The sequence below is a fragment of the Mesorhizobium temperatum genome, assembly GCF_002284575.1.
Classification (GTDB): domain Bacteria; phylum Pseudomonadota; class Alphaproteobacteria; order Rhizobiales; family Rhizobiaceae; genus Mesorhizobium; species Mesorhizobium temperatum.
This window is the reverse complement of the sequence record NZ_NPKJ01000041.1, coordinates 106332-128923: the sequence shown is the minus strand read 5'-3', so window position 1 is coordinate 128923 and position 22592 is coordinate 106332. Positions and strand designations below refer to the sequence as shown.

At 62.8% G+C, this 22592-nt stretch carries 18 protein-coding genes and 1 pseudogene; 8 read left to right on the top strand and 11 right to left on the bottom strand.

Annotation, left to right across the window (positions count from 1 at the left end; genetic code table 11):
* Positions 1-33: 33 nt before the first annotated feature.
* The 6 genes from CIT26_RS12610 (at position 34) to lexA (ending at position 6400) form a co-directional block, all read left to right on the top strand.
* Positions 34-1926 carry a SurA N-terminal domain-containing protein gene (locus CIT26_RS12610; protein ID WP_095492884.1) on the top strand — a complete coding sequence of 631 codons (1893 nt, stop codon included), beginning with the start codon at positions 34-36 and terminating at the stop codon, positions 1924-1926.
* Complete coding sequence (trpD, locus tag CIT26_RS12605) at positions 1923-2933, top strand: anthranilate phosphoribosyltransferase (protein ID WP_095492883.1); 1011 nt, start codon at positions 1923-1925, stop codon at positions 2931-2933. The genes CIT26_RS12610 and trpD overlap by 4 nt, the downstream gene beginning before the upstream one ends.
* A 4-nt stretch (positions 2934-2937) precedes the next feature.
* Positions 2938-3789: an indole-3-glycerol phosphate synthase TrpC gene (gene trpC, locus CIT26_RS12600; RefSeq protein ID WP_095492882.1), complete on the top strand. Its 852-nt coding sequence runs from the start codon at positions 2938-2940 to the stop codon at positions 3787-3789.
* Between the two features lie 66 nt (positions 3790-3855).
* Positions 3856-4353 carry a cyclic pyranopterin monophosphate synthase MoaC gene (gene moaC / locus CIT26_RS12595; protein ID WP_095492881.1) on the top strand — a complete coding sequence of 166 codons (498 nt, stop codon included), beginning with the start codon at positions 3856-3858 and terminating at the stop codon, positions 4351-4353.
* Positions 4353-5558 carry a molybdopterin molybdotransferase MoeA gene (locus CIT26_RS12590; RefSeq protein ID WP_095492880.1) on the top strand — a complete coding sequence of 402 codons (1206 nt, stop codon included), beginning with the start codon at positions 4353-4355 and terminating at the stop codon, positions 5556-5558. The genes moaC and CIT26_RS12590 overlap by 1 nt, the downstream gene beginning before the upstream one ends.
* A 104-nt stretch (positions 5559-5662) precedes the next feature.
* On the top strand, positions 5663-6400 hold the full coding sequence (lexA, locus tag CIT26_RS12585) for a transcriptional repressor LexA (RefSeq protein ID WP_095492879.1): 738 nt from the start codon (positions 5663-5665) through the stop codon (positions 6398-6400).
* On the opposite strand, the gene CIT26_RS12580 is transcribed toward lexA, so the two are convergent.
* On the bottom strand, positions 6394-8850 hold the full coding sequence (locus CIT26_RS12580; RefSeq protein WP_095492878.1) for a ComEC/Rec2 family competence protein: 2457 nt from the start codon (positions 8848-8850) through the stop codon (positions 6394-6396). The genes lexA and CIT26_RS12580 overlap by 7 nt on opposite strands.
* A 102-nt stretch (positions 8851-8952) precedes the next feature.
* Here CIT26_RS12580 and gltX point away from each other — a divergent pair, with 102 nt between their 5' ends.
* Positions 8953-10377 carry a glutamate--tRNA ligase gene (gene gltX / locus CIT26_RS12575; RefSeq protein WP_095492877.1) on the top strand — a complete coding sequence of 475 codons (1425 nt, stop codon included), beginning with the start codon at positions 8953-8955 and terminating at the stop codon, positions 10375-10377.
* Between the two features lie 181 nt (positions 10378-10558).
* On the top strand, positions 10559-11887 hold the full coding sequence (gene gltA / locus CIT26_RS12570) for a citrate synthase (RefSeq protein WP_065009590.1): 1329 nt from the start codon (positions 10559-10561) through the stop codon (positions 11885-11887).
* Positions 11888-11917: 30 nt separating this feature from the next.
* Here the strand turns inward: gltA and lpxB are convergent, their stop codons facing one another.
* From lpxB to frr, 10 genes and pseudogenes are all read right to left on the bottom strand, one after another.
* Positions 11918-13087 (bottom strand): lipid-A-disaccharide synthase, encoded by a 1170-nt coding sequence (lpxB, locus tag CIT26_RS12565; RefSeq protein ID WP_095492876.1) that lies wholly within the window; start codon positions 13085-13087, stop codon positions 11918-11920.
* Positions 13077-13979: an LpxI family protein gene (locus CIT26_RS12560; protein WP_095492875.1), complete on the bottom strand. Its 903-nt coding sequence runs from the start codon at positions 13977-13979 to the stop codon at positions 13077-13079. The genes lpxB and CIT26_RS12560 overlap by 11 nt, the downstream gene beginning before the upstream one ends.
* Positions 13966-14799, bottom strand: coding sequence for an acyl-ACP--UDP-N-acetylglucosamine O-acyltransferase (lpxA, locus tag CIT26_RS12555; RefSeq protein WP_095492874.1), 834 nt, complete (start codon positions 14797-14799; stop codon positions 13966-13968). Before lpxA ends, CIT26_RS12560 begins: the two co-directional genes overlap by 14 nt.
* A gap of 13 nt (positions 14800-14812) precedes the next feature.
* Positions 14813-15271, bottom strand: a complete 459-nt coding sequence (gene fabZ, locus CIT26_RS12550) for a 3-hydroxyacyl-ACP dehydratase FabZ (protein ID WP_095492873.1) — start codon at positions 15269-15271, stop codon at positions 14813-14815.
* A 1-nt stretch (position 15272) separates the two neighbouring features.
* Positions 15273-16331 carry a UDP-3-O-(3-hydroxymyristoyl)glucosamine N-acyltransferase gene (gene lpxD, locus CIT26_RS12545; protein ID WP_095492872.1) on the bottom strand — a complete coding sequence of 353 codons (1059 nt, stop codon included), beginning with the start codon at positions 16329-16331 and terminating at the stop codon, positions 15273-15275.
* A 179-nt stretch (positions 16332-16510) separates the two neighbouring features.
* Positions 16511-18862 (bottom strand): outer membrane protein assembly factor BamA, encoded by a 2352-nt coding sequence (bamA, locus tag CIT26_RS12535; RefSeq protein WP_095492870.1) that lies wholly within the window; start codon positions 18860-18862, stop codon positions 16511-16513.
* A gap of 217 nt (positions 18863-19079) precedes the next feature.
* Positions 19080-20222, bottom strand: a complete 1143-nt coding sequence (gene rseP, locus CIT26_RS12530) for an RIP metalloprotease RseP (RefSeq protein ID WP_095492869.1) — start codon at positions 20220-20222, stop codon at positions 19080-19082.
* Positions 20223-20338: 116 nt separating this feature from the next.
* Positions 20339-21184, bottom strand: coding sequence for a phosphatidate cytidylyltransferase (locus tag CIT26_RS12525; protein WP_095492868.1), 846 nt, complete (start codon positions 21182-21184; stop codon positions 20339-20341).
* Positions 21181-21924, bottom strand: a pseudogene (locus CIT26_RS12520) (isoprenyl transferase); the annotation flags it as partial. The gene CIT26_RS12525 and the pseudogene CIT26_RS12520, both read right to left, overlap by 4 nt.
* Positions 21925-21941: 17 nt before the next feature.
* Positions 21942-22496: a ribosome recycling factor gene (gene frr / locus CIT26_RS12515; protein ID WP_077384157.1), complete on the bottom strand. Its 555-nt coding sequence runs from the start codon at positions 22494-22496 to the stop codon at positions 21942-21944.
* Positions 22497-22592: the final 96 nt, after the last annotated feature.

Here is a 22592-nt window from a genome sequence, read left to right as displayed (position 1 = left end):
GCATGCGAAAATGCGCAAAAATCGGAAGTGACCATGCTTAGTATCTTGAGAAGCGCGGCGGGGACCTGGGTCGCGAAGGCGCTGTTGATATTGTTGGTGTTGAGCTTCGCCGTCTGGGGCATTTCCGGGCAGATGGTCGGTGGTTTTGCAGGCCACGACGCAGTTGTCACGGCCGGAGGCACCAAAGTGTCGATCAACGAATATCGCCTCGCCTATGATCGCCAGATCAGCGTGATGTCGCAGCAATTCGGCCAGCGCATCAGCCGCGAGCAGGCGACGGCGCTCGGCCTCGACAACCAGGTGCTGGCGCAACTCGTGTCGGGCGCCGTCCTCGATGAGCAGGCGCGCAAGCTCGGGCTGGGGCTGTCCAAGGACCGGCTGGCCCAACTCACGCATGAAGACCCGGCCTTCAAGGGTCCCGGCGGCACCTTCGACAGAAGGACTTTCGAATACATACTGCAACAGGTCGGCATGCGGCCGGAAGACTATCTGAGGAATCGCGCCCAGGTGGCTGTGCGCCAGCAGATCGTCGAGGCGGTTTCGGACGGCCTCAAGGCTCCGGATACTTTCTTGAAGGCAGTCGCGCTTTATCGTGGCGAAGATCGCACCATTGACTATCTGACCTTGCCGAAATCGCTGGTCGAGCCGATTGAAGCGCCATCCGACACTGCGCTTTCAGCTTATTTCGAGGAAAACAAGAAGACCTATGCGGCGCCCGAATACCGCAAATTCTCCTATGTCAGGCTCGAGCCGCAAGACATCATGGATCTGAGTGCCGTGACCGACCAACAGGTCAGCGACGACTACAACAAGAACAAGGGGCGCTACACCACGCCGGAAACGCGCACCATCGAACAGCTCGTGTTCAAAACGCCTGATGCCGCGAAGGCCGCGCTCGATTCACTCAAGACCGGCGCGACCTTCGACAAGATCGTCGCCGCCGAGAGCAAGACGCAAGCCGACACGCTGCTCGGCACGCTGTCCAAGGACAAGATCGCCGACAAGGCGGTGGCAGATGCGGCGTTTGCGCTCAATGTCAACGAAGTCAGTCCGGTCGTTCAGGGCGCCTTCGGTCCCGTGCTGCTGCGCGTCACCGACATCAAGCCCGAAGTGGTGAAGCCGCTGGCCGAAGTGTCCGCCGATATCCGCAGGGATCTGGCGCTGGGCGAGGCAAGCCGCATTCTGTTGGACGTGCACGACAATTACGAAGATATCCGCGCTTCGGGCAGCACGCTCAAGGAAGCGGCCGAAAAACTCAAGCTGAAGGTCGTCACCATCGACGCGATCGATCGCACCGGCCTGAGGCCGGACGGCACCATCGTCAAGGACCTGCCGGAATCGCCGGAACTCATCAAGGCGGTATTCGACGCCGAACCCGGCACCGAGAATCCCGACCTCACCACCGCCGACAACGGCTTCGTATTCTACGAGGTGGAGTCGATCACGCCGGCCCGCGACCGCACGCTGGATGAAGTCCGCCAGAAGGTGGTGGCCGACTGGACGGCTGCGGAAACGACCAAGCGGCTCACCGCAAAAGCGGGCGAACTCGAAAAGCGTCTCGATGCCGGCGCCACGCTCGATGTGATCGCGAGCGAGCTCAAGCTCGAGAAGCAGACCAAGCGCGGCGTCAAGCGCGAGGCGGACGACGTCGATTTCGGCAAGGAAGGGGCGGCTGCGATGTTCGGTGAAGGCCAAGGCGGGACCGGATTGATCCCCTCGCCCACCGGCGACGGACAGATCCTGTTCAAGATCGCCGAAGTCTTCGAGCCTGCCGGAGCCGACGCCAGCTCGGTGCCGGATGAGGCGCAGAAATCGTTCACCGCCGGCATGTCCGATGACCTGCTCGACCAGCTGGTGGCGCAGCTGCAGACGCAATATGACATTCGCATCGACCAGACCGCCGTTGCCCAAGCCCTGACCAGATGAGCGCGCTCAAGACCCATATCGCCAAGGTCGCCGCAGGCAATTCCCTTTCCTTCGAGGAAGCGCGCGAGGCCTTCGACATCATCATGTCGGGCGACGCTACGCCCGGCCAGATCGGCGGCTTCCTGATGGCGCTGCGCGTGCGCGGCGAGACGGTGAGCGAGATTTCCGGCGCCGTCGCCACCATGCGCGCCAAGATGCTGCGCGTCGATGCGCCCGCTGACGCGATCGACATCGTCGGCACTGGCGGCGATAATTCGCACAGCGTCAACATCTCGACTGCATCCGCCTTCGTCATCGCCGCCTGCGGCGTGCCGGTGGCCAAGCACGGCAATCGTGGACTGTCCTCGCAGACCGGCGCCGCCGACGTGCTGACCGCGCTCGGCGTCAAGATCGATATCCCGCCGGAAACGATCGGCCGCTGTATCCACGACACAGGCGTCGGCTTCATGTTCGCGCCGGCGCATCATCCGGCGATGAAGCATGTCGGTCCGATCCGCGTCGAGCTCGGCACCCGCACCATCTTCAACCTGCTTGGCCCGCTCTCTAATCCGGCCAGTGTGAACCGGCAAATGGTCGGCGTCTTCTTGCCGGAATGGATCATGCCGGTGGCCGAAACGCTGAAGGCACTGGGCGCCGACCACGCCTGGGTCGCCCATGGCGACGGCTATGACGAGATCACCACCACCGGTGAAACCCAAGTGGCCGAACTGGTCGGCGGCGAGATCCGCACCTTTACGCTGACCCCGGAAGCGGTCGGGCTGAAACGGCACACCAAGGACGAGTTGCGCGGCGGCGACGCCGCCTACAACGCCCAGGCGCTGCGCGATATGCTGGGCGGCGCTGCCGGCGCCTTTCGTGATACGGTGCTGATGAACGCCGGCGCCGGACTGGTGGTGGCGGGCAAGGCGACGACGCTTACCGACGGCATGGCGACGGCGGCGCAAGCCATCGACAGCGGCCAGGCGTTGAAAGTGCTCGACCGGCTGGTCGAGATTTCGAACGGATAGAGCCGTGTCTGATATCCTGCGCAAGATTGAAGCCTACAAGCGCGACGAGATCGCCGCGGCGAAGGCGCGCGTGCCGCTTGCCGAGATCAAGGCGCGGGCGAAGGACACCGATGCAGCGCGCGGCTTTCTCTCGGCTCTTGAAGCCAAGCGCAAATCCGGCAGCTTCGCGCTGATCGCCGAGATCAAGAAGGCGAGCCCGTCCAAGGGCCTGATCCGCGCCGATTTCGATCCGCCAGCGCTGGCCAGAGCCTATGCGAAAGGGGGGGCCGCCTGTCTTTCGGTGCTGACCGACGCGCCGTCCTTCCAGGGCGCGCCTGAATTCCTCACCGATGCGCGCAATGCTGTGACATTGCCCGCTTTGCGCAAGGATTTTCTGTTCGAGCCTTATCAGGTTTTCGAAGCCCGCGCGTGGGGCGCGGACGCCATCCTGATCATCATGGCGAGCGTCGATGACGCCGTGGCCAGCGAACTCGAAACGACGGCTTTCGAGCTCGGCATGGACGCGCTGGTCGAGGTGCATGACGAGGCCGAGACGGAACGCGCGCTGAAACTGTCATCACGGCTGATCGGCATCAACAACCGCAATCTCCGGACGTTCGAAACCAGCATCGAGACCTCGGAGCGGCTCGCGACCATGGTGCCGGCCGACCGCCTGCTGGTCAGCGAGAGCGGTATTTTCTCGCACGAAGACTGCCGCAGGCTGGAACGGAGCGACATCGGTACGTTCCTCGTCGGCGAGAGCCTGATGCGGCAACAGGACGTGGCCACTGCGACGCACCTGCTTTTGACGGGCAAGGCGCCCGCCATTGCATCGGCCCGAAAATCGGAATCGATTTTCGGAGAGCACGATGCATAGATTCAATGCATTGGAGCGTACTTTGCGCGTCCAGACGGACGCACGTCGCTCTAAGGTGACCTGACGATGACGGCCGCCCTCACCCATCTTGGCGCGAAAGGCGAAGCCAATATGGTCGATGTCGGCGACAAGGCGGAGACGACGCGCACGGCAATCGCCGAAGGTCTTGTCTCAATGCGGCCCGAAACGCTGAAGATGATTCTCGACGGCGATGCCAAGAAAGGCGACGTGCTGGGCACGGCGCGCATCGCCGGCATCATGGCGGCCAAGAGGACGCATGAGCTGATCCCGCTCTGCCATCCGCTGCTGTTGACCAAGGTATCCGTTGACATCGAACCGGACGCGGCGCTGCCCGGCCTGAAGGTCACGGCGCTGGCCCGCGTCACCGCCAGGACCGGCGTCGAGATGGAAGCGCTGACCGCCGTCTCGGTCGCCTGCTTGACCATCTACGATATGGCCAAGGCGGTCGACCGCGCCATGGTGATCTCGGGCATCAGGCTGGTGGAAAAGACCGGCGGCAAATCCGGCGACTACAAGGTAGGCGCACAAGAGGCAGGCCAATAATGGCACTGCTTCCGGTCGCCGAGGCGCTCGAGCGCCTGCTTGAGGATGCTGCGCCCTTGCAGGCTGAAAGCGTCGCCCTGATGGACGCCGCCGACCGCGTGCTGGCGGAGCCGCTCATAGCACTTCGCACCCAGCCGCCGTTCAACGCGTCCGCCATGGACGGCTTTGCCGCGCGGGCCGAGGATGTCGCGTCCGTGCCCGCAAGACTTTCGGTGATCGGCATGGCGCCGGCCGGACGCGGCTTTGCCGGAACAGTCGGCCCGGCGCAGGCAGTGCGCATCTTCACCGGCGCGCCGCTTCCCGCAGGCGCCGACACCATCGTCATCCAGGAGAATGTCCGCGACCTCGGCGGCGGCAGCATCGAAGTGACCGCGTCGACAGTTGAAGGCCGCAACATCCGCCGCCTCGGGCTCGATTTCTCGAAGGGCGACGTGCTGCTGGAGAAAGGCCGCCTGCTTGATCCAGCGGCATTGTCGCTGGCGGCGTCGGCCAACCACCCGCAAGTCAGCGTGGTGAAACGGCCGCTGGTCGCCATCATCGCCACCGGCGACGAATTGCTGCCGCCGGGCAGCGACCTTGGCCCCGACCAGATCATCTCGTCCAATGCCTATGGCGTCGCCGCCGCGGCCCGCTCGGTCGGCGCCAGCGCGCTCGATCTCGGAATCGCCCCCGACCGCAAGGAGGCGATCGCCACGCTGGTGAAACAAGCGGTCGACGCAGGCGCCGACGTCATCGTCACGCTGGGCGGCGCCTCGGTCGGCGACCATGACTTGGTCCATGACGTGCTGACCGGCGAAGGCATGACGCTCGATTTCTGGAAAATCGCCATGCGGCCCGGCAAGCCGCTGATGTTCGGGCGGCTGGGTGACATCCGCTGCATCGGCCTGCCTGGCAATCCGGTGGCGAGCCTGGTCTGCACGCAGCTCTTTCTGAAGCCGCTGCTTGCGCGGCTCGGCGGCCGCGCCTTCCGGCAGGACATGCGTCAGGCGCGGCTCGGCGCCGCCATGCCGGCCAACGATCTCAGGCAGGACTATGTACGCGCCGTGGTGAGCGAAGAAGCCGGCACGCTGCTGGCGACCCCGTTCGGCATCCAGGATTCCTCGATGCTCAAAATGCTGGCCGACGCCAACGGGCTGATCGTGCGCGAGCCGTTCGCTCCCCCAGCCGCGACGGGCGCCGCGTGCAGCGTGCTGATGCTACGCTGAACAAAACGTCAACACATTCATTAAATTTTAAACGGTTGCGGAACACAACTGGAACAGATAGTGTTTGTTCTGGGTTTGTTTTTCTGATTCTGTTGGGGGTCGCGATGCTGACACGCAAACAACATGAACTGCTGATGTTCATCCACGAGCGGCTGAAGGAAAGCGGCATTCCGCCCTCGTTCGACGAGATGAAGGAAGCGCTCGACCTCGCCTCGAAGTCGGGGATCCATCGGCTGATCACTGCACTGGAGGAGCGCGGTTTCATTCGCCGCCTGCCCAACCGCGCCCGCGCGCTGGAGGTGCTGCGCCTGCCCGATTCGATCGCGCCCGGCCTCAATGCGGCGCGCAAATTCTCGCCAAGCGTCATTCAGGGCAGCCTTGGGCAGGGCAGCCTCGGACGACAGATCAAACCGGCGCCTTCGCGCATGCCCGCGGCCGGCAATGACGACGACGTCGTTGCCACCATCTCCATACCGGTGATGGGCCGCATCGCTGCCGGTGTGCCGATCGACGCCATCCAGCACCAGACGCATTCGATCTCGGTACCACCGGACATGATCACCGGCGGCACGCACTACGCGCTGGAGGTCAAGGGTGATTCGATGATCGAGGCCGGCATTTTCGACGGCGACACGGTCATCATCCGCAACGCCGACACCGCCCAGCCTGGCGAGATCATCGTCGCCTTGGTCGACGACGAAGAAGCGACGCTGAAACGGTTCCGCCGCAAAGGTGCCTCGATCGCACTGGAAGCCGCCAATCCGGCCTACGAGACACGCATCTTCGGGCCGGACCGGGTCAAGGTGCAAGGCAAGCTCGTCGGATTGATCCGGCGTTACTGAACGGCAGGCTTTTTGGGTCTCTCGGCCCTGCGGTATGGCGGCAGGCCCCTTGCCTCGCGCGAAAATCTCCGCTGCTCATGCCAAGGCCTATATGGCTGTCTGACGGCAAAGCGAATTTCTGCGCGCGTCGTCGCCGATAGCGGATCGAAGAAGACGGCGGCACTGCCCATGCGAGCGAGCTGCCGTTTGGTGACGACGAGAACCAGCGGATTGCGGCAGGGATTGTAATAGGCTGTGGCATCGTCGATGACGATCAAATCCGCAAAGGCACAGGCTGGCCGTGCGGTTTTGCGGTCGTCGGCGAGCGCGATGATCGCGCCGGACGGGTGCCGGGCGAGGCACAGGCCGGCAGTGCAGTAGAAGGGTGCTCCCGGCGGCAGGTCGGCCGGGTCGGCGATATCGAACCGCACGTCTCCTTTTTCGAATGTCTCCGGCTCGACAATGGTCGCTGAAACCAGCGCATGTTTCCAGTTGTCGGTGGTGAATTCGTTCGAACGCACCCGGTTGACGGCAAGTTCGCCGCCGCCGATCGGCAGCGCCACCAGATGTGCATCTTCCGAAATCAGCACGTCGGGGGTGCGCGTCTCGGAAATCGTCAGCAGGCCGGCGAGCGCAAAGGGAAGTGCCGCAAGCCGCAACCATGTCGTCGCCATCGTGGCGATGACCAGGGCGACCGTCACCAGCAGAACCGACTGCAACGAGATCAGTCCGACTGCATCGACCGGCGACCGCTCGGAGATCCATCCCGATATTGCAATCATGGCCGTCAGCCCCTTGCCCATCATGTATAGGAAAGGGCCGTCGAAGCCGAACGGCATTGCCAAGGCGCTGACGACGGCCAGGAACATGACGACCGTGACGATCGGCATGACGGCCAGATTGGCGAACAGGCTGAGCGGCGAGACGCGCTGGAAGTGCCAGATGGCGAAGAGCGCGGTGGCGCTGCCGGCAATGATGGAGGTCATTGCGATGGTACCTGTCCCAGCGGCGAGTTTTCGCGTGACGAAAGCGATCGTTGACCGTCGCTGTGGCGGCGCCGTGGCCTTGTCGGCACGATAGTCGGACCAGCCGGCATAGGCGCCCACGAGAGCAGCGGTCGCGGCGAAGGACATCTGGAAGCTTGGGCCGACCACCTCGTGCGGCGACACGACGATGACGGCGATGGCTGAAATCGTCAGATTGCGCATGGTAAGTGCCGCCCGGTCGAACAGCACGGCGACAAGCATTACCGCCAGCATGATAAAGCTGCGTTCAGCCGCTACCACGATACCGGAAAAGACCAGATAGGCAGCGATGGAAACGAGTGCGGCAGCAGCCGCATATTTTTTGACCGGCCGGCGCGACGAAAAATCGGGGACCAGCGCAAAGGCGCCGCGCAGCAATCCCATGATGGTGCCGGCGACAAGGGCCATGTGCAGGCCGGAAATGGAGATGATGTGGTAGATGCCGGTGCGCCGCATCGATTCGTTTATCTCTTCGGGAATGCCGGCACGCACGCCGACGATCAGCGCGGCGGCAATCTCCCCCTCGGCACCACCGATGCTGTCCCTGATATGGTCGGCGATGGTTTCGCGCGCTTTTTCGATCGAGGAAGAAAGGCGCGCGGCGAACGGTGCATCTTCGGAAACGACGATCTTCGGATTGCCGAGGAAAAAGCCACTGGCACCGATACCGGCGAAATAGCTGTCGAAGGAGAAGTCATAACTGTCCGGCCTAACCGGGCCAGTCGGAGGCAGAAGCCTCACATAGCCGGTTGCCACCGAGCCTGAAGTCATCTCAGCGGGAATTTTGCGTGCCGAAACCCTGACACGTTCCGGCGCATAACGCAGTGTCGGCCGGGCGGTCGACATCACGTCGATGGTCAGCCTGATCCGGCCGTTCGCCATCTGATCGAGCCTAACGACACGGCCGGTGAGCTGGGTCTGGATTTCCGAACCGAGCATCTGCGTTCCCACGCGCCAGGTTTCAACCTTGGCGGCGAGTACACCGAGTGCGCACAGCAACGCTGCCATGAAGCACAGATGCGTTTTGCGCCATGAGCGCGTCACCGCCGCACACAATGCCGTGAGGACCACGACGGCAATGGGCTGCGCAAAGTCCGGTTCAACTGCAAGCGAAAAATAGACGATCACCCCGCATGCCAGAAAAACCGGCACCAGCAGGAAGGCGACGCCGCGGTCTAGTTCCAGGCCGGCTGCCGAGGCCACGCTGTTGCGGATACCGGATGGTGAAAGATGGCTGAGCTGTCGGCGGAAACGAATGACAGGCCCGGGTGTTGGAGCCGGTGTTGGCGCGGCGCGGTCCGGCGAAAGAGGCTGAATGCCCGGGTGCGACGCAGGCAGCGAAACGGGTAGCGGCTCGGCGTGGGGAACGTCGGCAAACAGCGATCGTTCGCTGACGCTTGTGGTCGCGCCCTCGCTCTTGTCCGCGCCGCGGCCTGGTCCAGCCATCGGGTCTGCCCCTTGCGCCCTTGACCTCCTATGCTACATGAACGCGCGACGCGCGAAAGTCCGCGCAATCACATCCGTTTCCTGCGCTTGCCTGAGAGTTCCATGTCCGACAAGGTCGTCACCCGTTTTGCCCCCTCGCCCACCGGCTTCCTGCATATTGGCGGAGCGCGCACGGCGCTGTTCAACTGGCTGTATGCGAAACACACCGGCGGCACGATGCTGCTGCGCATCGAGGACACCGATCGTGAGCGTTCGACCGATGCGGCAACCGCCGCCATCCTCGACGGGCTCTCCTGGCTCGGCCTCACCTGGGACGGCGAGCCGGTATCGCAGTTCGAGCGCGCGCCGCGCCACCGCGCGGTCGCCGAGGAACTGGTGCGCATGGGCAAGGCCTATTACTGCTATGCGACGCCGGCTGAGCTGGAAGCGATGCGTGAGAGCGCGCGGGCCAGGGGCTTGCCTCCCCGCTATGACGGCCGCTGGCGCGAGCGCGACCCGTCGGAGGCGCCGGCCGGCGCCAAGGGCGCGATCCGCATCAAGGCGCCGGCCGACGGCGAGACGGTGGTGCATGATCTCGTGCAGGGCGAAGTCCGCTTCCCCAACAAGGATCTCGACGATTTCATCATCCTGCGCTCGGACGGCAATCCGACCTATATGCATGCCGTCGTCGTCGACGACCATGACATGGGCATCACCCACATCATCCGCGGCGACGATCATCTGACCAATGCCGCCCGCCAGATGGTGATCTATCGAGCCATGGGCTGGGACGTGCCGTCGATGTCGCATATCCCGCTGATCCATGGCGCCGACGGTGCCAAGCTGTCGAAGCGGCACGGCGCCCTAGGCGTCGAAGCCTATCGTGCCATGGGGTACCTGCCCGAGGCACTGCTCAACTACCTGGCGCGGCTCGGCTGGAGCCACGGCGACGACGAGGTCATGTCGATCGCCGACATGATTGCCTGGTTCGACATCGGCGACGTCAACAAGGGGGCCGCCCGCTTCGACTTCGCCAAGCTCGAGGCGCTGAACGGCGTGCATATGCGCCGCATGAACGACGCCGAATTGCTCGATATCTTCATCAACACCTTGCCCTATCTCGAAGGTGGCCCGGCAATCGCAGCGCGCCTCGACGACACGCGCAAGGCACAGTTGCTCGCCGCACTGCCAGGCTTAAAGGAGCGCGCCAAGACGCTGGTCGAACTGGCCGACGGTGCGGCCTTCCTGTTTGCCGAGCGGCCGCTGCCGATCGACGAGAAGGCGACTGCATTGCTCGGCGGTGAAGCGCGCGAGATCCTGCGGGGCGCCCACGCGGCGCTGGAGGCGATTACAGGGGATTGGACGGCCGAAGCGGCGGAGGCTGCGATCCGGGAATATGCGGTGGCCCGCGGCCATAAGCTCGGCGCTGTGGCCCAACCTTTGCGCGCCGCGCTCACCGGCAAAAGCACCTCGCCCGGCGTGTTCGACGTGCTTGCCGTGCTTGGCCGTGAGGAAAGCCTGGCGCGCGTCGCGGATCAAATCGATTAGCAAAACTGGCCCAAGAAGATTGGCATTGAAAGGTGGGTTTCGCAGTGCAACATTAGGTCCTGGCCCAATTTGGCACGCAAATCCAATTGCGGGCGCAAACGCGCGAACTCCGATGCTTTCGACGTGTTGCGTTGCAGATATTTCGCCTTTGCCGGCATGAGAAAACCAAAAGGAGTTTGCAATGTCCGAAGCTGCGACAAAGATGGAATTTGGCGGCAAAACCCACGCGTCGACTGCTAAACTTGAATTCGGCGGCAAAACTCACGAGCTCAAGGTGCGAAGCGGCTCGGTCGGACCTGATGTCATCGATATCGGCTCGCTTTACAGCACCACCGGGGCGTTCACCTACGATCCCGGCTTCACGTCGACGGCAAGCTGCGAGTCGGAAATCACCTTTATCGATGGCGATGCCGGCATCCTTTTGCATCGCGGCTATCCGATCGACCAGTTGGCCGAGCACGGCGACTTCCTCGAAGTCTGCTATCTCTTGCTCTATGGCGAATTGCCGACCAAGGCGCAGAAGGACGATTTCGACTACCGGGTGACGCGCCACACCATGGTGCACGAGCAGATGTCACGCTTCTTCACCGGCTTTCGCCGCGACGCACATCCGATGGCGGTGATGTGCGGCGTGGTCGGCGCGCTGTCGGCCTTCTATCACGATTCCACCGACATCTCGGACCCGTATCAGCGCATGGTCGCATCGATGCGGCTGATCGCCAAAATGCCGACGATCGCGGCGATGGCCTACAAATATCACATCGGTCAGCCCTTCATTTACCCGAAGAACGAGCTGAATTTCGCTGCCAACTTCCTGCATATGTGCTTTGCCGTGCCGTGCGAGGAATACAAGATCAACCCGGTGCTGGCGCGTGCGATGGAGCGCATCTTCATCCTGCACGCCGATCACGAGCAGAACGCCTCGACCTCGACCGTCCGCCTCGCCGGCTCGTCAGGCGCCAACCCGTTTGCCTGCATCGCCGCCGGCATCGCCTGCCTGTGGGGACCGGCCCATGGCGGCGCAAACGAGGCGGCCTTGAACATGCTGGGCGAGATCGGCCATGTCGACCACATCCCGGAATTCATCGCCCGCGCCAAGGACAAGAACGATCCGTTCCGGTTGATGGGCTTTGGCCACCGCGTCTACAAGAACTACGACCCGCGCGCCAAGATCATGCAGAAGACCGCACATGAGGTTTTGGGCGAACTCGGCATCAAGGACGATCCGCTGCTCGACATCGCCATGGAACTGGAAAAGATCGCGCTGACCGACTCCTATTTCATCGAGAAGAAGCTTTATCCGAACGTCGATTTCTATTCCGGCATCACGCTGAAGGCGCTGGGCTTCCCCACCACCATGTTCACCGTGCTGTTCGCGGTCGCCCGTACCGTCGGCTGGATCGCACAGTGGAAAGAGATGATCGAGGATCCGCACCAGAAGATCGGTCGCCCGCGCCAGCTCTATACAGGTGCGCCGGAACGCGACTACGTGCCGATTGCGAAGCGGTGAATGGTGAATGGTGAAAGAACTATTCACTATTCACCACCGCTTGATACACTTCATCACGACCCCCGCAGCGATATCGCCGGAAGGTCTGTCGACAGCCATGCGTCTGGCCACCTCGGCAAAACCGTCCTTCTGCCATGCGCGATAGGGGGTATCGGAAAAAAGCGCCTCCAGCTGCCGCGCCAGATAGTGCGGCCGCACATATTCGTTGTAGCTTTCCGGCACGATCGGGCGATCGGCGATGAGATTGGGCAAGGCGGCGCTCCATACGGTGATCAGGCGCTGGGCCATCCGCATGACCGGATCGAGCCGGTAGCAGGAGATCATCGGCACCCCCGACAGCGCCAGTTCCAGCGATACCGTTCCCGATGCGACCAGCGCTGCATCGGCTTTGCCGAAGGCCTGCCATTTGCGTTCGGGATCAAGGATGATTTCCGGCTTCTCGTCCCAGCTTGCCACCGAAGCCCTGACCAGGTCGGCGACATGCGGCACCGTCGGCAACAGCAGGCGCAAGCGGTGTCCGCGTGCGCGCAGGATCGAGATTGTCTTGCCGAACGGGCCGACTAGCCGTCGCACCTCGCCGCGACGCGAGCCGGGCAGCACAAGCAGTGTCTTCACACGATCGTCGGACAGGTCGCGCGGCAGGCTTTGCGCCTTGGCAGCGCCGATCACGCCCGGATCGTGCGTAAGGCGATGGCCGACATAGGTGCCGGGCGGACCACCGAGGCGGGCGAGTTCCTTCACCTCGAAGGGCAAGATGCAGAGGATATGATCGACATACGGTTTCATCGCCACCGCCCTGCCCGGCCGCCAGGCCCAGACGCTCGGGCAGACATAGTGGACGATCGGGATTGCCGGATCGGCGGCACGCACCTTCTTAGCCACGCGCAGCGAAAAATCCGGGCTGTCGATGGTGATGAGACAGTCGGGCTTTTCACCGGCGACCGCATTGGCCGTCTGGCTGATCCGCCGCATCAGGCGCGGCAGGTCGCGCAGGATGGCGCTCAGACCCATCAGCGCGATCTCGCCGCTGTCGAAGAGCGGAGAGAGGCCGAGCGCCTGCAAATGCCGGCCGCCGATGCCGACGAGCCGAACCTCGCGGCCGGTCGTGCGCTTCAGCGCCGCTACGATGTCGGCGCCAAGCAGGTCGCCGGATTCTTCGCCGGCGACGATGGCGATCTTCAGCGGTTTCTCAGTCGCCATGCGCCGGCTCCGCAGCAGGCAGGCCGATCACGAACAGGCCGAGCGCATTGGCACGAGCGACGACCGTAGGGCCTTCCAGAACCAGCGAGCGACCGGCCTCGACGGCAATGCCGGCAAGTCCGGCGGCATGCGCCGCCTCGACCGTCTGCGGGCCGATGGAGGGCAGGTCGGCGCGCAACTCCTGGCCGGGCTTGGCGCATTTGACCAGGACGCCGCGCGTTCTGCCGGCCAGCCTGCCATGGCCGCGCAACTGCTTTGTTCGATCGAGCAATCCGTCAGTGCCCTCGACGCCTTCCAGCGCGATGGCGCGGCCGCCGATCGCAACAGCCGCCTGGCCGATATCCAGCGCGCCGATGGCCTTTGCCGCCGAATGCGCCGCTTCGATGTCGCGCCAGTCGGATTTCCGCGGCACAGCCCTGGTCAGCGTCCCTTCGGCCGCGACCAGTTCCGGCACGATCTCATGGGCGCCGACAACCTTGATCCCGCTGCGCTCGACCCTTCGCACGAACAGTTTCAACACGGTGTCGTCGCCTTGGGTTACACCGACAAGAAGGCTGGGCACCCAGGCGAGCAGGCCGAGATTGAGGCGCATGGCGCGCAGCCTGGGGCGGCGTGTGATATGGCCCGCTGTCACCAGATGGGTAACATGATGGTTCTTGAGCGTCGGCAGCAGTGAGCCGACATCCTCCAGCCTCAACGTCGCCTGCTCGTAGGCGTCGAAGTCGGCTATGCGGTCGACCTCGCCCGCCACTATTACCACGAAGGGAGACTTGCCTTGCCCAGCAAGCGCCCTGGCGACTTCGACCGGCAAACTGCCGCCGCCGGCAATGATGCCGACCTTGGCGTCTGGCGCTAGATCAAGGCCCGTCCGGGTGGCCTCAATCTTCGTCATCTGCATCGTCGCCGTCGCCAGCCTTGAGCGACGGGACGGCATAGTGCCGCTTGCCGCGACTGACGATGAAATCGATGATTTTCATGGCGGTCGGTGACGAGGCGAATTCCGCCTTGGCGAACTCGACGTTTTCGCCGACGGTTCGGGAGCGATCGAAGATCGTCCTGTAGGCCTTGCGCAGCGTGTGGATCTCGGAGCGCGGCAGGCCGGCGCGCTTCAGGCCGATGATGTTGAGGCCGCGAAGGCTGGCGCGATTGCCGACGGCGATGGCGTAGGGAATGACATCGCCGACGAATGCCGAGCAACCGCCGAGAAAGGCGTTGTCGCCGACGCGGACAAACTGATGAACGGCGCTGAGACCACCGATATAGACGTTGTCGCCGATCTCGCAATGGCCGCCCAACGTCGCCTGATTGGCGAAGGTGGCGTTCTTGCCGACAATGCAATCATGGGCGATGTGGGCGTAGGCAAGGAAGTTGCCGTTGTCACCGATCGTCGTCTCGCCGCGGCTGGAATCGGTGCCGAGGTGCATGGTCACGCCTTCGCGGATCGTGCAGTTCTCACCGACGACCAGCGTGGTGCGGCCGCCCTTGTGCTTGGTATTCTGCGGCGGCGCGCCCAGTGTCGCCATCGGATACACCTTGGTCGACGCACCGATGGTGGTCGCGCCCATCACCGAGATGTGGCTGACCAGTTCGACGCGGTCGCCGAGCACCGCGTCGGCGCTGATGTGGCAGAATGGCCCGATGCGGACACCTTCGCCGATTTTTGCGCCTGCCTCGATGACCGACGATGGATGGATGACTGTCTGGATTTTCATAAGCATTCGATCGTCAGTCGCTCGCGACCATCATCGCCGAGATCTCGGCTTCCGCGGCCTTGACGCCGTCGACCAGAGCCTCGCAGGCGAATTTGAGAAGGTTGCCGCGTTTCTTGATTTTCTTCACATGGATCTTCAACTGGTCGCCGGGAACGACCGGTTTACGGAATTTGGCATTGTCGATGGTCAGGAAATAGACCAGCGACGGTTTTTCGGTGCCTAGGCTGCGGATGCAGATGGCGCCGGCCGTCTGCGCCATCGCCTCGACGATCAGCACGCCGGGCATGACCGGCTGATCCGGGAAATGACCCTGGAAATGCGGCTCGTTTATGGTCACGTTCTTGATGCCGATAGCCGACTCGTCGCCATCGATGTCGATGATGCGGTCGATCATCAGGAACGGATAACGATGCGGGAGGAGCTTCATCAGCCCCAATATGTCGATCGCCTCGAGCGTCGTCGCCGCCACCATCTCAGCTCTTCCCCCCGTCGCCCGATTTCCGCGCCTTGGCCAGTCTTCGCAGAGCCGCGATCTCCCGCATCGCCTCCGCCATCGGCTGCGCCGGGTACCCTCCCCAAATCTCGCCCGCGGGGACGTTGCTCATGAACCCGCTTCTTGCAGCAAGCTTGGCCCCAGTCCCAACGGTCAGGTGATCCGCAAGACCGACACCGCCACCCATGGTGACGTTGTCGCCCACCGTTACGGAACCGGAAATACCCGAAAGGCCGGCGATTATGCAATTGCGGCCGATGCGGACGTTGTGAGCGATCTGCACCAGATTGTCGATCTTCGTGCCTTGACCGATGATCGTGTCTGACATGGCGCCACGATCGACCGTTGTGTTCGAGCCAATCTCGACGTCGTCCTGGATAACGACCCGGCCGATTTGCGGCACGCGCTCCGGGCCCTTGGCGCCGGCCACGAAGCCAAAACCGTCCTGGCCGATGCGGGCGCCGCCATGGATGATGACGCGGTTGCCGATCAGCGCGTACTGGATGCTGGCGCCTGGACCGACATAGCCGTCGCGGCCGAACTGGCAGGAGGGACCGATAACGGCATGAGGAGCGATGACGGTTCCGCTGCCGATGGAAGCGCGGGGGCCGATGATCGCGCCGGCCTCGACGATCGCGCCGGCCTCGACATGCGCCGATGGATCGATATGGGCATGCGGCGAGATACCGGTTTCGCCGGTCATCGGCGCCGGTGTCGCGGCCGCCGGGAAAAGAAGGCGTCCGACCATCGCGAAAGCCTGTTGCGGGCGCGGATGGACCAGAACCGCGATGCCCGCCGGCGCTTTGCCGGCAAATTCGGCGGGACAGAGAACCGCCGCTGCCCGCAGCGATTGCATCAGCGCGAAGTTGCGCCTGCCATCGACGAAGACAAGAGCGTGCTCGCCGCCTTCGCTTGCCGGCGCCAAGGCTTCGATCGATATTTCCGAGAGGCCGGAATCGACAAGCACCGAGCCGGTCAGATTCGCGACTTCGCCAGCCGTATACCGGCGTGATGGCGCGAAGAACACCGGATCGGTCATTCCAGAAGCTATATCCAGCTAGCGCATGACCCCGAAAATCGGAATCGATTTTCGGAAAGGATCATGCGCAAAATCAAAGTCCTACAGCGTCCTTTGCGCGTCCAAGAGGACGCGCGGCGCTGTAGTGTCGAATTACTTTCTTCCGACCCCTACAGCCCGGAAGTATCGTTGCCCGCCGATTAGAAGCGGGAAGATATGCCGAAGTTGAATTCCTGCACGTCGTCGGTGTCCTCCTTGAGGACGGGGATCGCATAGTCGATGCGGATCGGGCCAAAGGGCGACGCCCACATTAGGCCGACGCCGACAGAGGCGCGCCACTGCATGTCGACCGTCGACTGATCGACCAGTGAAGGATCGATCTTGCTGCCATAGAGCGTCGCCGCATCGGCGAACACCGCGCCGCGCAGGCCGAAGCTCTCAGGGATGACCGGCATTGGAAACTGGGCTTCCGCCGACGCATTGAAATAGGTGGTTCCGCCGAGATGGTCGTCGGCGTCGTCAGCGATCGGGCCAATGCCGCCATAGGCGAAGCCACGGATCATGCGGTCGCTGCTCTGGAAGTGATCGAAGATGCGCAGGTCCTCATTTCCGTAGCCCTGTATATGGCCGGCCCCGCCCGAAATCAAACCAACCAGATCAAGCTGCTCAGACAATGTCTGGTAGACGCTGCCACGCGCTGTCACCTTGACGAATTTGGCGTCGCCGCCGAGACCAGCGAATTCCGTGGCGACATTGGCGAAGATGCCTTCATGCGGATTCTTCATGTCGTCGATGGTGTTGTAGACCAGGCCCAGACTGACCGACGACTTGAGCCATGGGCTTTCCTCAATCCCGTTTAGGACGGCCGTAGAGATGTCGCAGCCAGCCAGTGGATCGCAGCCATCGTCGAGCTTATACTTCTCCTGCGAGATATTGTACGCCAGTTGCGTCGAGATGTCGTCGGTGATCGGCAGGCCAAAGCGCACTGTCGCGCCTAGGGTCTCGCTCTTATAGTCGTCGTATTCCCTGGTCCGGTTGAAGATATCGAATCCGGCGGCAATGCGCCGCCCGAGGAAATAGGGCTCGGTGAAGGAGAAGCTGTAGTCGCGCGAATTCTTGCCGCCGCCCGCCGAAAGCTTGATGAACTGGCCGCGTCCGAGGAAGTTGCGTTCGGTGATCGATCCTTCGACGGATGGGCCTTCGGTGTCGCCACCGCTCGAATAGCCGGCGCCGACGGAGAACTCGCCGGTCGATTTCTCGACCACGTCGACCACCAGCACCACCTGGTCCGGCTCAGAGCCGGGCACGGTGGAAACCTCGACTTTCTCAAAATAATCGAGCGCTTCCAGCCGTTTCTTCGCGCGCTGAATGAGAACCTGGTTAAAGGCATCGCCCTCACTCACGTCGAATTCGCGGCGAATGACATAGTCGCGTGTCCGGTCGTTGCCGCGAATCTCGATGCGCTCGACATAGGCCTTGGTGCCCTGGTCGATCGTATAGACCACTGAAATCGTGCGGTTCTCGAAATTGCGGTCGCCGCGCGGCGTCACCTGGGCGAAGGGATAGCCGGAACCGGCGACCCTCTCGGTCAGCGCAATGATGGTGTCTTCGACATCCTCGGCGTTATAGACCTCGCCCTTGCGGGTCTCGACCACCGACTGCAGCGATGCAGCGTCGACCTCGGGAATCGTGCTCTCGACGCTGACGTCGCCGAAGGTGTAGCGATCGCCCTCCTGTACGGTGATGGTCACCGTATATTTGTTGGTGGTCTCATCGAGTTCGCCGACCGCGGAAATCACCTGGAAGTCGGCATAGCCGTGGTTGTAATAGAAACGGCGCAGCAACTCCTGGTCGGCGCGCAGCTTGTCTTCGTCATAGACATCGTCGCGCAGCACGAACGAAAGGATGGACGAGCGCTTGGTGGAGATGACGTCGGACAGACGACGGCTCGAATAGGCGCTGTTGCCGACGAAATTGATCGCGGCAATCTGCGTGCGGCCGCCTTCGTTGATGTTGAAGACCACGTTCACGCGGTTGTCGCCGAGATCCATGATCTGGGTGGTCACGGCGGCGTCATCGCGACCGATACGCCTGTAGGCGGCCTTGACCGCCTCGACGTCGGCATCGAGCGCCTGCTGCGAGAACGTTCCACGCGGCTTCAACTGGACCGCGGCCGCAAGGGCGTTGTCCTTAAGCTTCTTGTTGCCCTGGAACAGCACCTGGTTCACGACCTGATATTCGGAAACCTTGATTACCAGCGACGAACCGACCTGGTTGATCTGGACGTCCGAGAACAACCCAGTGCCGAACAGCGCCTTGACCGCATCGTCGATATCGGAGCTGGAAAAGGGCTTACCGGGCTTGATCGTGACGTAGTTGCGGATCGTGTCGGCGTCGACCCGCTGATTGCCGCTGACTTCAACTCTTGAAACAACAGCGGCCTCGGCCGCCGATGTGGCAACGAACTGCACTGCGAGCGCACCTGGTACGACCAGGGCGGCGGACAGGGCCACCGCGGACGCGGCGCTCAGAAACTTGGATGCTGCCTTCATCGGGCTTTTGTACCTTTTCTCGAAGTCCCCACGGCGAGAAAACCGGACGTGCGGTAATTTCCCCCACCGTATTAACCGGATTTTCCCTACACGCAAGGCTCCTGGTTAATTTGTATTTACTTAACCCTGTTGCGTGGCTTTCGCGTCACGCATATCCCCATGCATGGTAAACGGCGTCTCAACATTGGCTGTGCCGAAGCCAAATTTCTTCATGATTTCAGCATCCAAACAGGTCGTTCCAGAAAACGAACCCCATGAAGCCCAAGACGAGAAGCAGGCCAACTCTGTAACCCATCTCCATCATCCGTTCCGACACCGGTCGCCGAATGACGGCCTCCACGCCGTAGAACAGGAGATGGCCGCCGTCGAGGGGAGGAATCGGCAAAAGGTTGAGAATACCGATCCCGACCGACAACAGCGCAACAAGTTGCACAAGCCAGTCGAAGCCCAGTTTTGCCGCCTGCCCCGACATCTTTGCGATTTTGATTGGGCCGCCCAGCTGGCATTTGTCTTCGCGACCGACGACGAAACGCTGCAGGAACTGGCCTGTACCCTGGATGATGTGGCCGGTTTCCTGGACCGCGGCAGCCAGTGCGCCAGCCGGGCTGTAGGTGATCAGGCGGGGTTGGCCGAACTCCTGGTTGTTGACGACGCCGATCACGGCCACCTTGACCTTGTTGCCCAGCGCGTCCTCCTGTTCCATCAATCGCGGCGTCGCCGTAACCGTGATCTCCTTGCCGTCGCGCAACATGACAAAGGTGATGGCGTCGCCGCCGCGGCCCGAGACCCGGCGCTGGACGTCGGCGAAGGTCTGGACCTTGCTGCCGTCGACGCTGACGAATCGGTCACCGGGCAGGATGCCGGCCTGTGCCGCTGGGCTGTCGGCGGTGACTTCAGCCACCATCGGCTCCATCACGGGGCGGCCATAGGCGGTAAACAGCACCGCGAAGACGGCGATCGTCAGCAGGAAATTGAACAGCGGGCCGGCCACCACAGTCGCCGCGCGCTTCCAGACCGGCTGCGTATGAAACGCAACTTTGCGCTCGGCATCGGTCAGCGTTTCGAGCTCCTCCGAGCTGGGCTGGCTCGAGGTGGCATTCATGTCGCCGACGAATTTGACGTAGCCGCCGAGTGGAATGGCGCAGAGTTTCCAGCGCGTGCCATGGCTGTCATTAAAGCCGAAGAGTTCCGGGCCGAAGCCAATAGAAAAGACCTTTACGCCGATGCCGCACCAGCGACCGACGAGATAATGGCCCATCTCGTGGACGAACACGACTACGGTCAGCACGAACAGGAACGGCACCAGCGTGCCAAGGACAAAGCCTTCCGTGCTGAAAACCGCGTGAAGAATCTCGTTCAACTCATATCCTCAAAATTCGTCCGCAGCACGGTCGTACCGCGACTGTGGCATCAATCCAGGCGAATCCATGGCGCATCCCGCGCAGTTCAAGAAACCAGGCCCGGAATCAATGCCGATCAAGCTGGAAACAACCCCTGTGCCGGATGGTCGGCGGTCGCCGAAATCCAGCCGATGACGTACAGGGCGAAAGCCGCTGCGACAAGCCCGTCGACCCGGTCCATGACGCCGCCATGGCCTGGTATCAGCGTGCCCGAATCCTTGCGGTTGTGGCGGCGCTTCACCCATGATTCGAAAAGGTCGCCAGCCTGGGAGACCAGCGAAAGCACGAGTGCAACGACGCCGAGCACTGCGAGATTGCCGGCTCCGGCCGCAGCGGCCAAAAGCAGCCCGGCAACCACGCCGCCGACAGCGCCGCCGAGCGCCCCGCTCTGGGTCTTGCCAGGCGAGATCGATGGCGCCAGCTTCGGACCGCCGACAGCGCGGCCGACGAAATAGGCTGATACGTCGGTCGCCCAAACCACCGCGAACAGGAACAGAATGGCGACGAGGCCGGGATGGTCGCCGTCGCGCAAAAGGGCAAGTGACAGGCCGGAAATGCCGGCATAGGCGAGGCCGGACGCGTCCCACTGTCCCGTTTGATGCATCGAAGTCTGGCCCGTCGAAGTCTGGCGCATCGAATCCACGACCGCGGTGACTACGACCATCACTGCCACAAGTAGCAGCAGCCATGACGCCGGCAGGCCGGCGACCAAACCGCCGACGAAAACCAGAAGCAGCGCCTCCGGCAGAAAACCAAGACCCGTGGCGGCGACCGGGCGGCACATTCGCGTCCATTCGTAGAAGATCAGGATCGTCATGGCGGCGCAAAGCAACCGGAAGGGCAGTCCGCCAAGCCAGGTCAGGCCGAGTGTGACGACCGCAAGCACGACGGCAGAAATGACGCGAAGCTGGAGGTTGCTCATCCCTTGGCCGTCACGGCGACGTCTTGAGCGCCAAGCCCGCCGAAACGGCGCTCGCGACTGGCAAAGTCGCGCAATGCGTCGGCCAGATGCTCGCGGCTGAAATCGGGCCAGTAGCAAGGCAGGAAGACAAGCTCGCTATAGGCCGCTTGCCACAGAAGGAAATTCGACAGCCTGAGCTCGCCGCTGGTGCGGATGACCAGTTCCGGATCTGGAATACCCTGGGTGTCGAGAGAGCCGGCAAAGGATTCGGCCGTGATCGCCTCGCTGTCGAGCTCGCCGCGCGCCACCGCCGAGGCAAGCTTGCGCGCCGTGCGCACGATCTCGTCGCGTCCGCCATAGTTGAAAGCGATAACCAGGGTCAGCGCGTCGTTTTGGACGGTGAGCGTTTCGGCCTCTTCAAGCAGGGTCCTGATGTCAGGCTGCAGCCCTGCCCTGTCGCCGATGATCCTGACCCGCACGCCGTTTTGGTGCAGCTCGGCGAGATCGCGGCGGATGAAGATTTTCAAGAGGCCCATCAGGTCGCTGACTTCGGACTTCGGCCGCGACCAGTTTTCCGACGAGAAGGCGTAGACGGTCAGGAAGGAGATGCCGAGGCCAGGAGCGGCGCGCACCGTGTTGCGCAGCGCCTCGACGCCGGCACGATGGCCGGCAAGCCGTGGCAGGCCGCGCGCCTTGGCCCAGCGTCCGTTTCCGTCCATGATGATCGCGACATGCGCGGGGCTTGTCATAGTCTCGCTTTCGGGTCGGTCACCTACCCTTAAACCTGCATGATTTCTGCTTCCTTATCGGAAAGCAGATGGTCGATGGTGCCGATCATCTCGTCTGTGAGCTTTTGGACCTGGTCGGACCGCTTGCGATGATCGTCCTCGCTGATATCGCCGTCCTTTTCCGCCTTTTTGAGAAACTCCATGCCGTCCCGGCGCACGTGGCGCACGGCGATGCGCGCATTCTCGGCATAGCCATGCGAGATCTTAACCAGCTCCTTGCGGCGCTGTTCGTTAAGTTCGGGCAGCGGAATTCTGAGATTGGTGCCATCGACGATCGGATTGAAGCCGAGATTGGATTCACGGATGGCGCGATCGACCGCACCGACCATCGACTTGTCCCAGACCGAAACCGAAATCATGCGCGGCTCCGGCACCGACACGTTTGCCACCTGGTTGATCGGCATGGTGGTGCCGTAGGCCTGCACCTGGATCGCGTCGAGCAGGTTGCTTGAAGCGCGGCCGGTCCGCAGCGAAGCCAGATCGTGCTTGAACGCAGCGATCGCCCCGTCCATGCGCCGTTTGAGATCATCGTATTCGCCACTCATCATCATCTCCTCGACCCGTTAGCCCGGGTTCACTGTTCAGGGGTAACCCCGTATTCAAGCCTCAATCCGAAAACCGGTTCCCGCTTTTCGCCTACG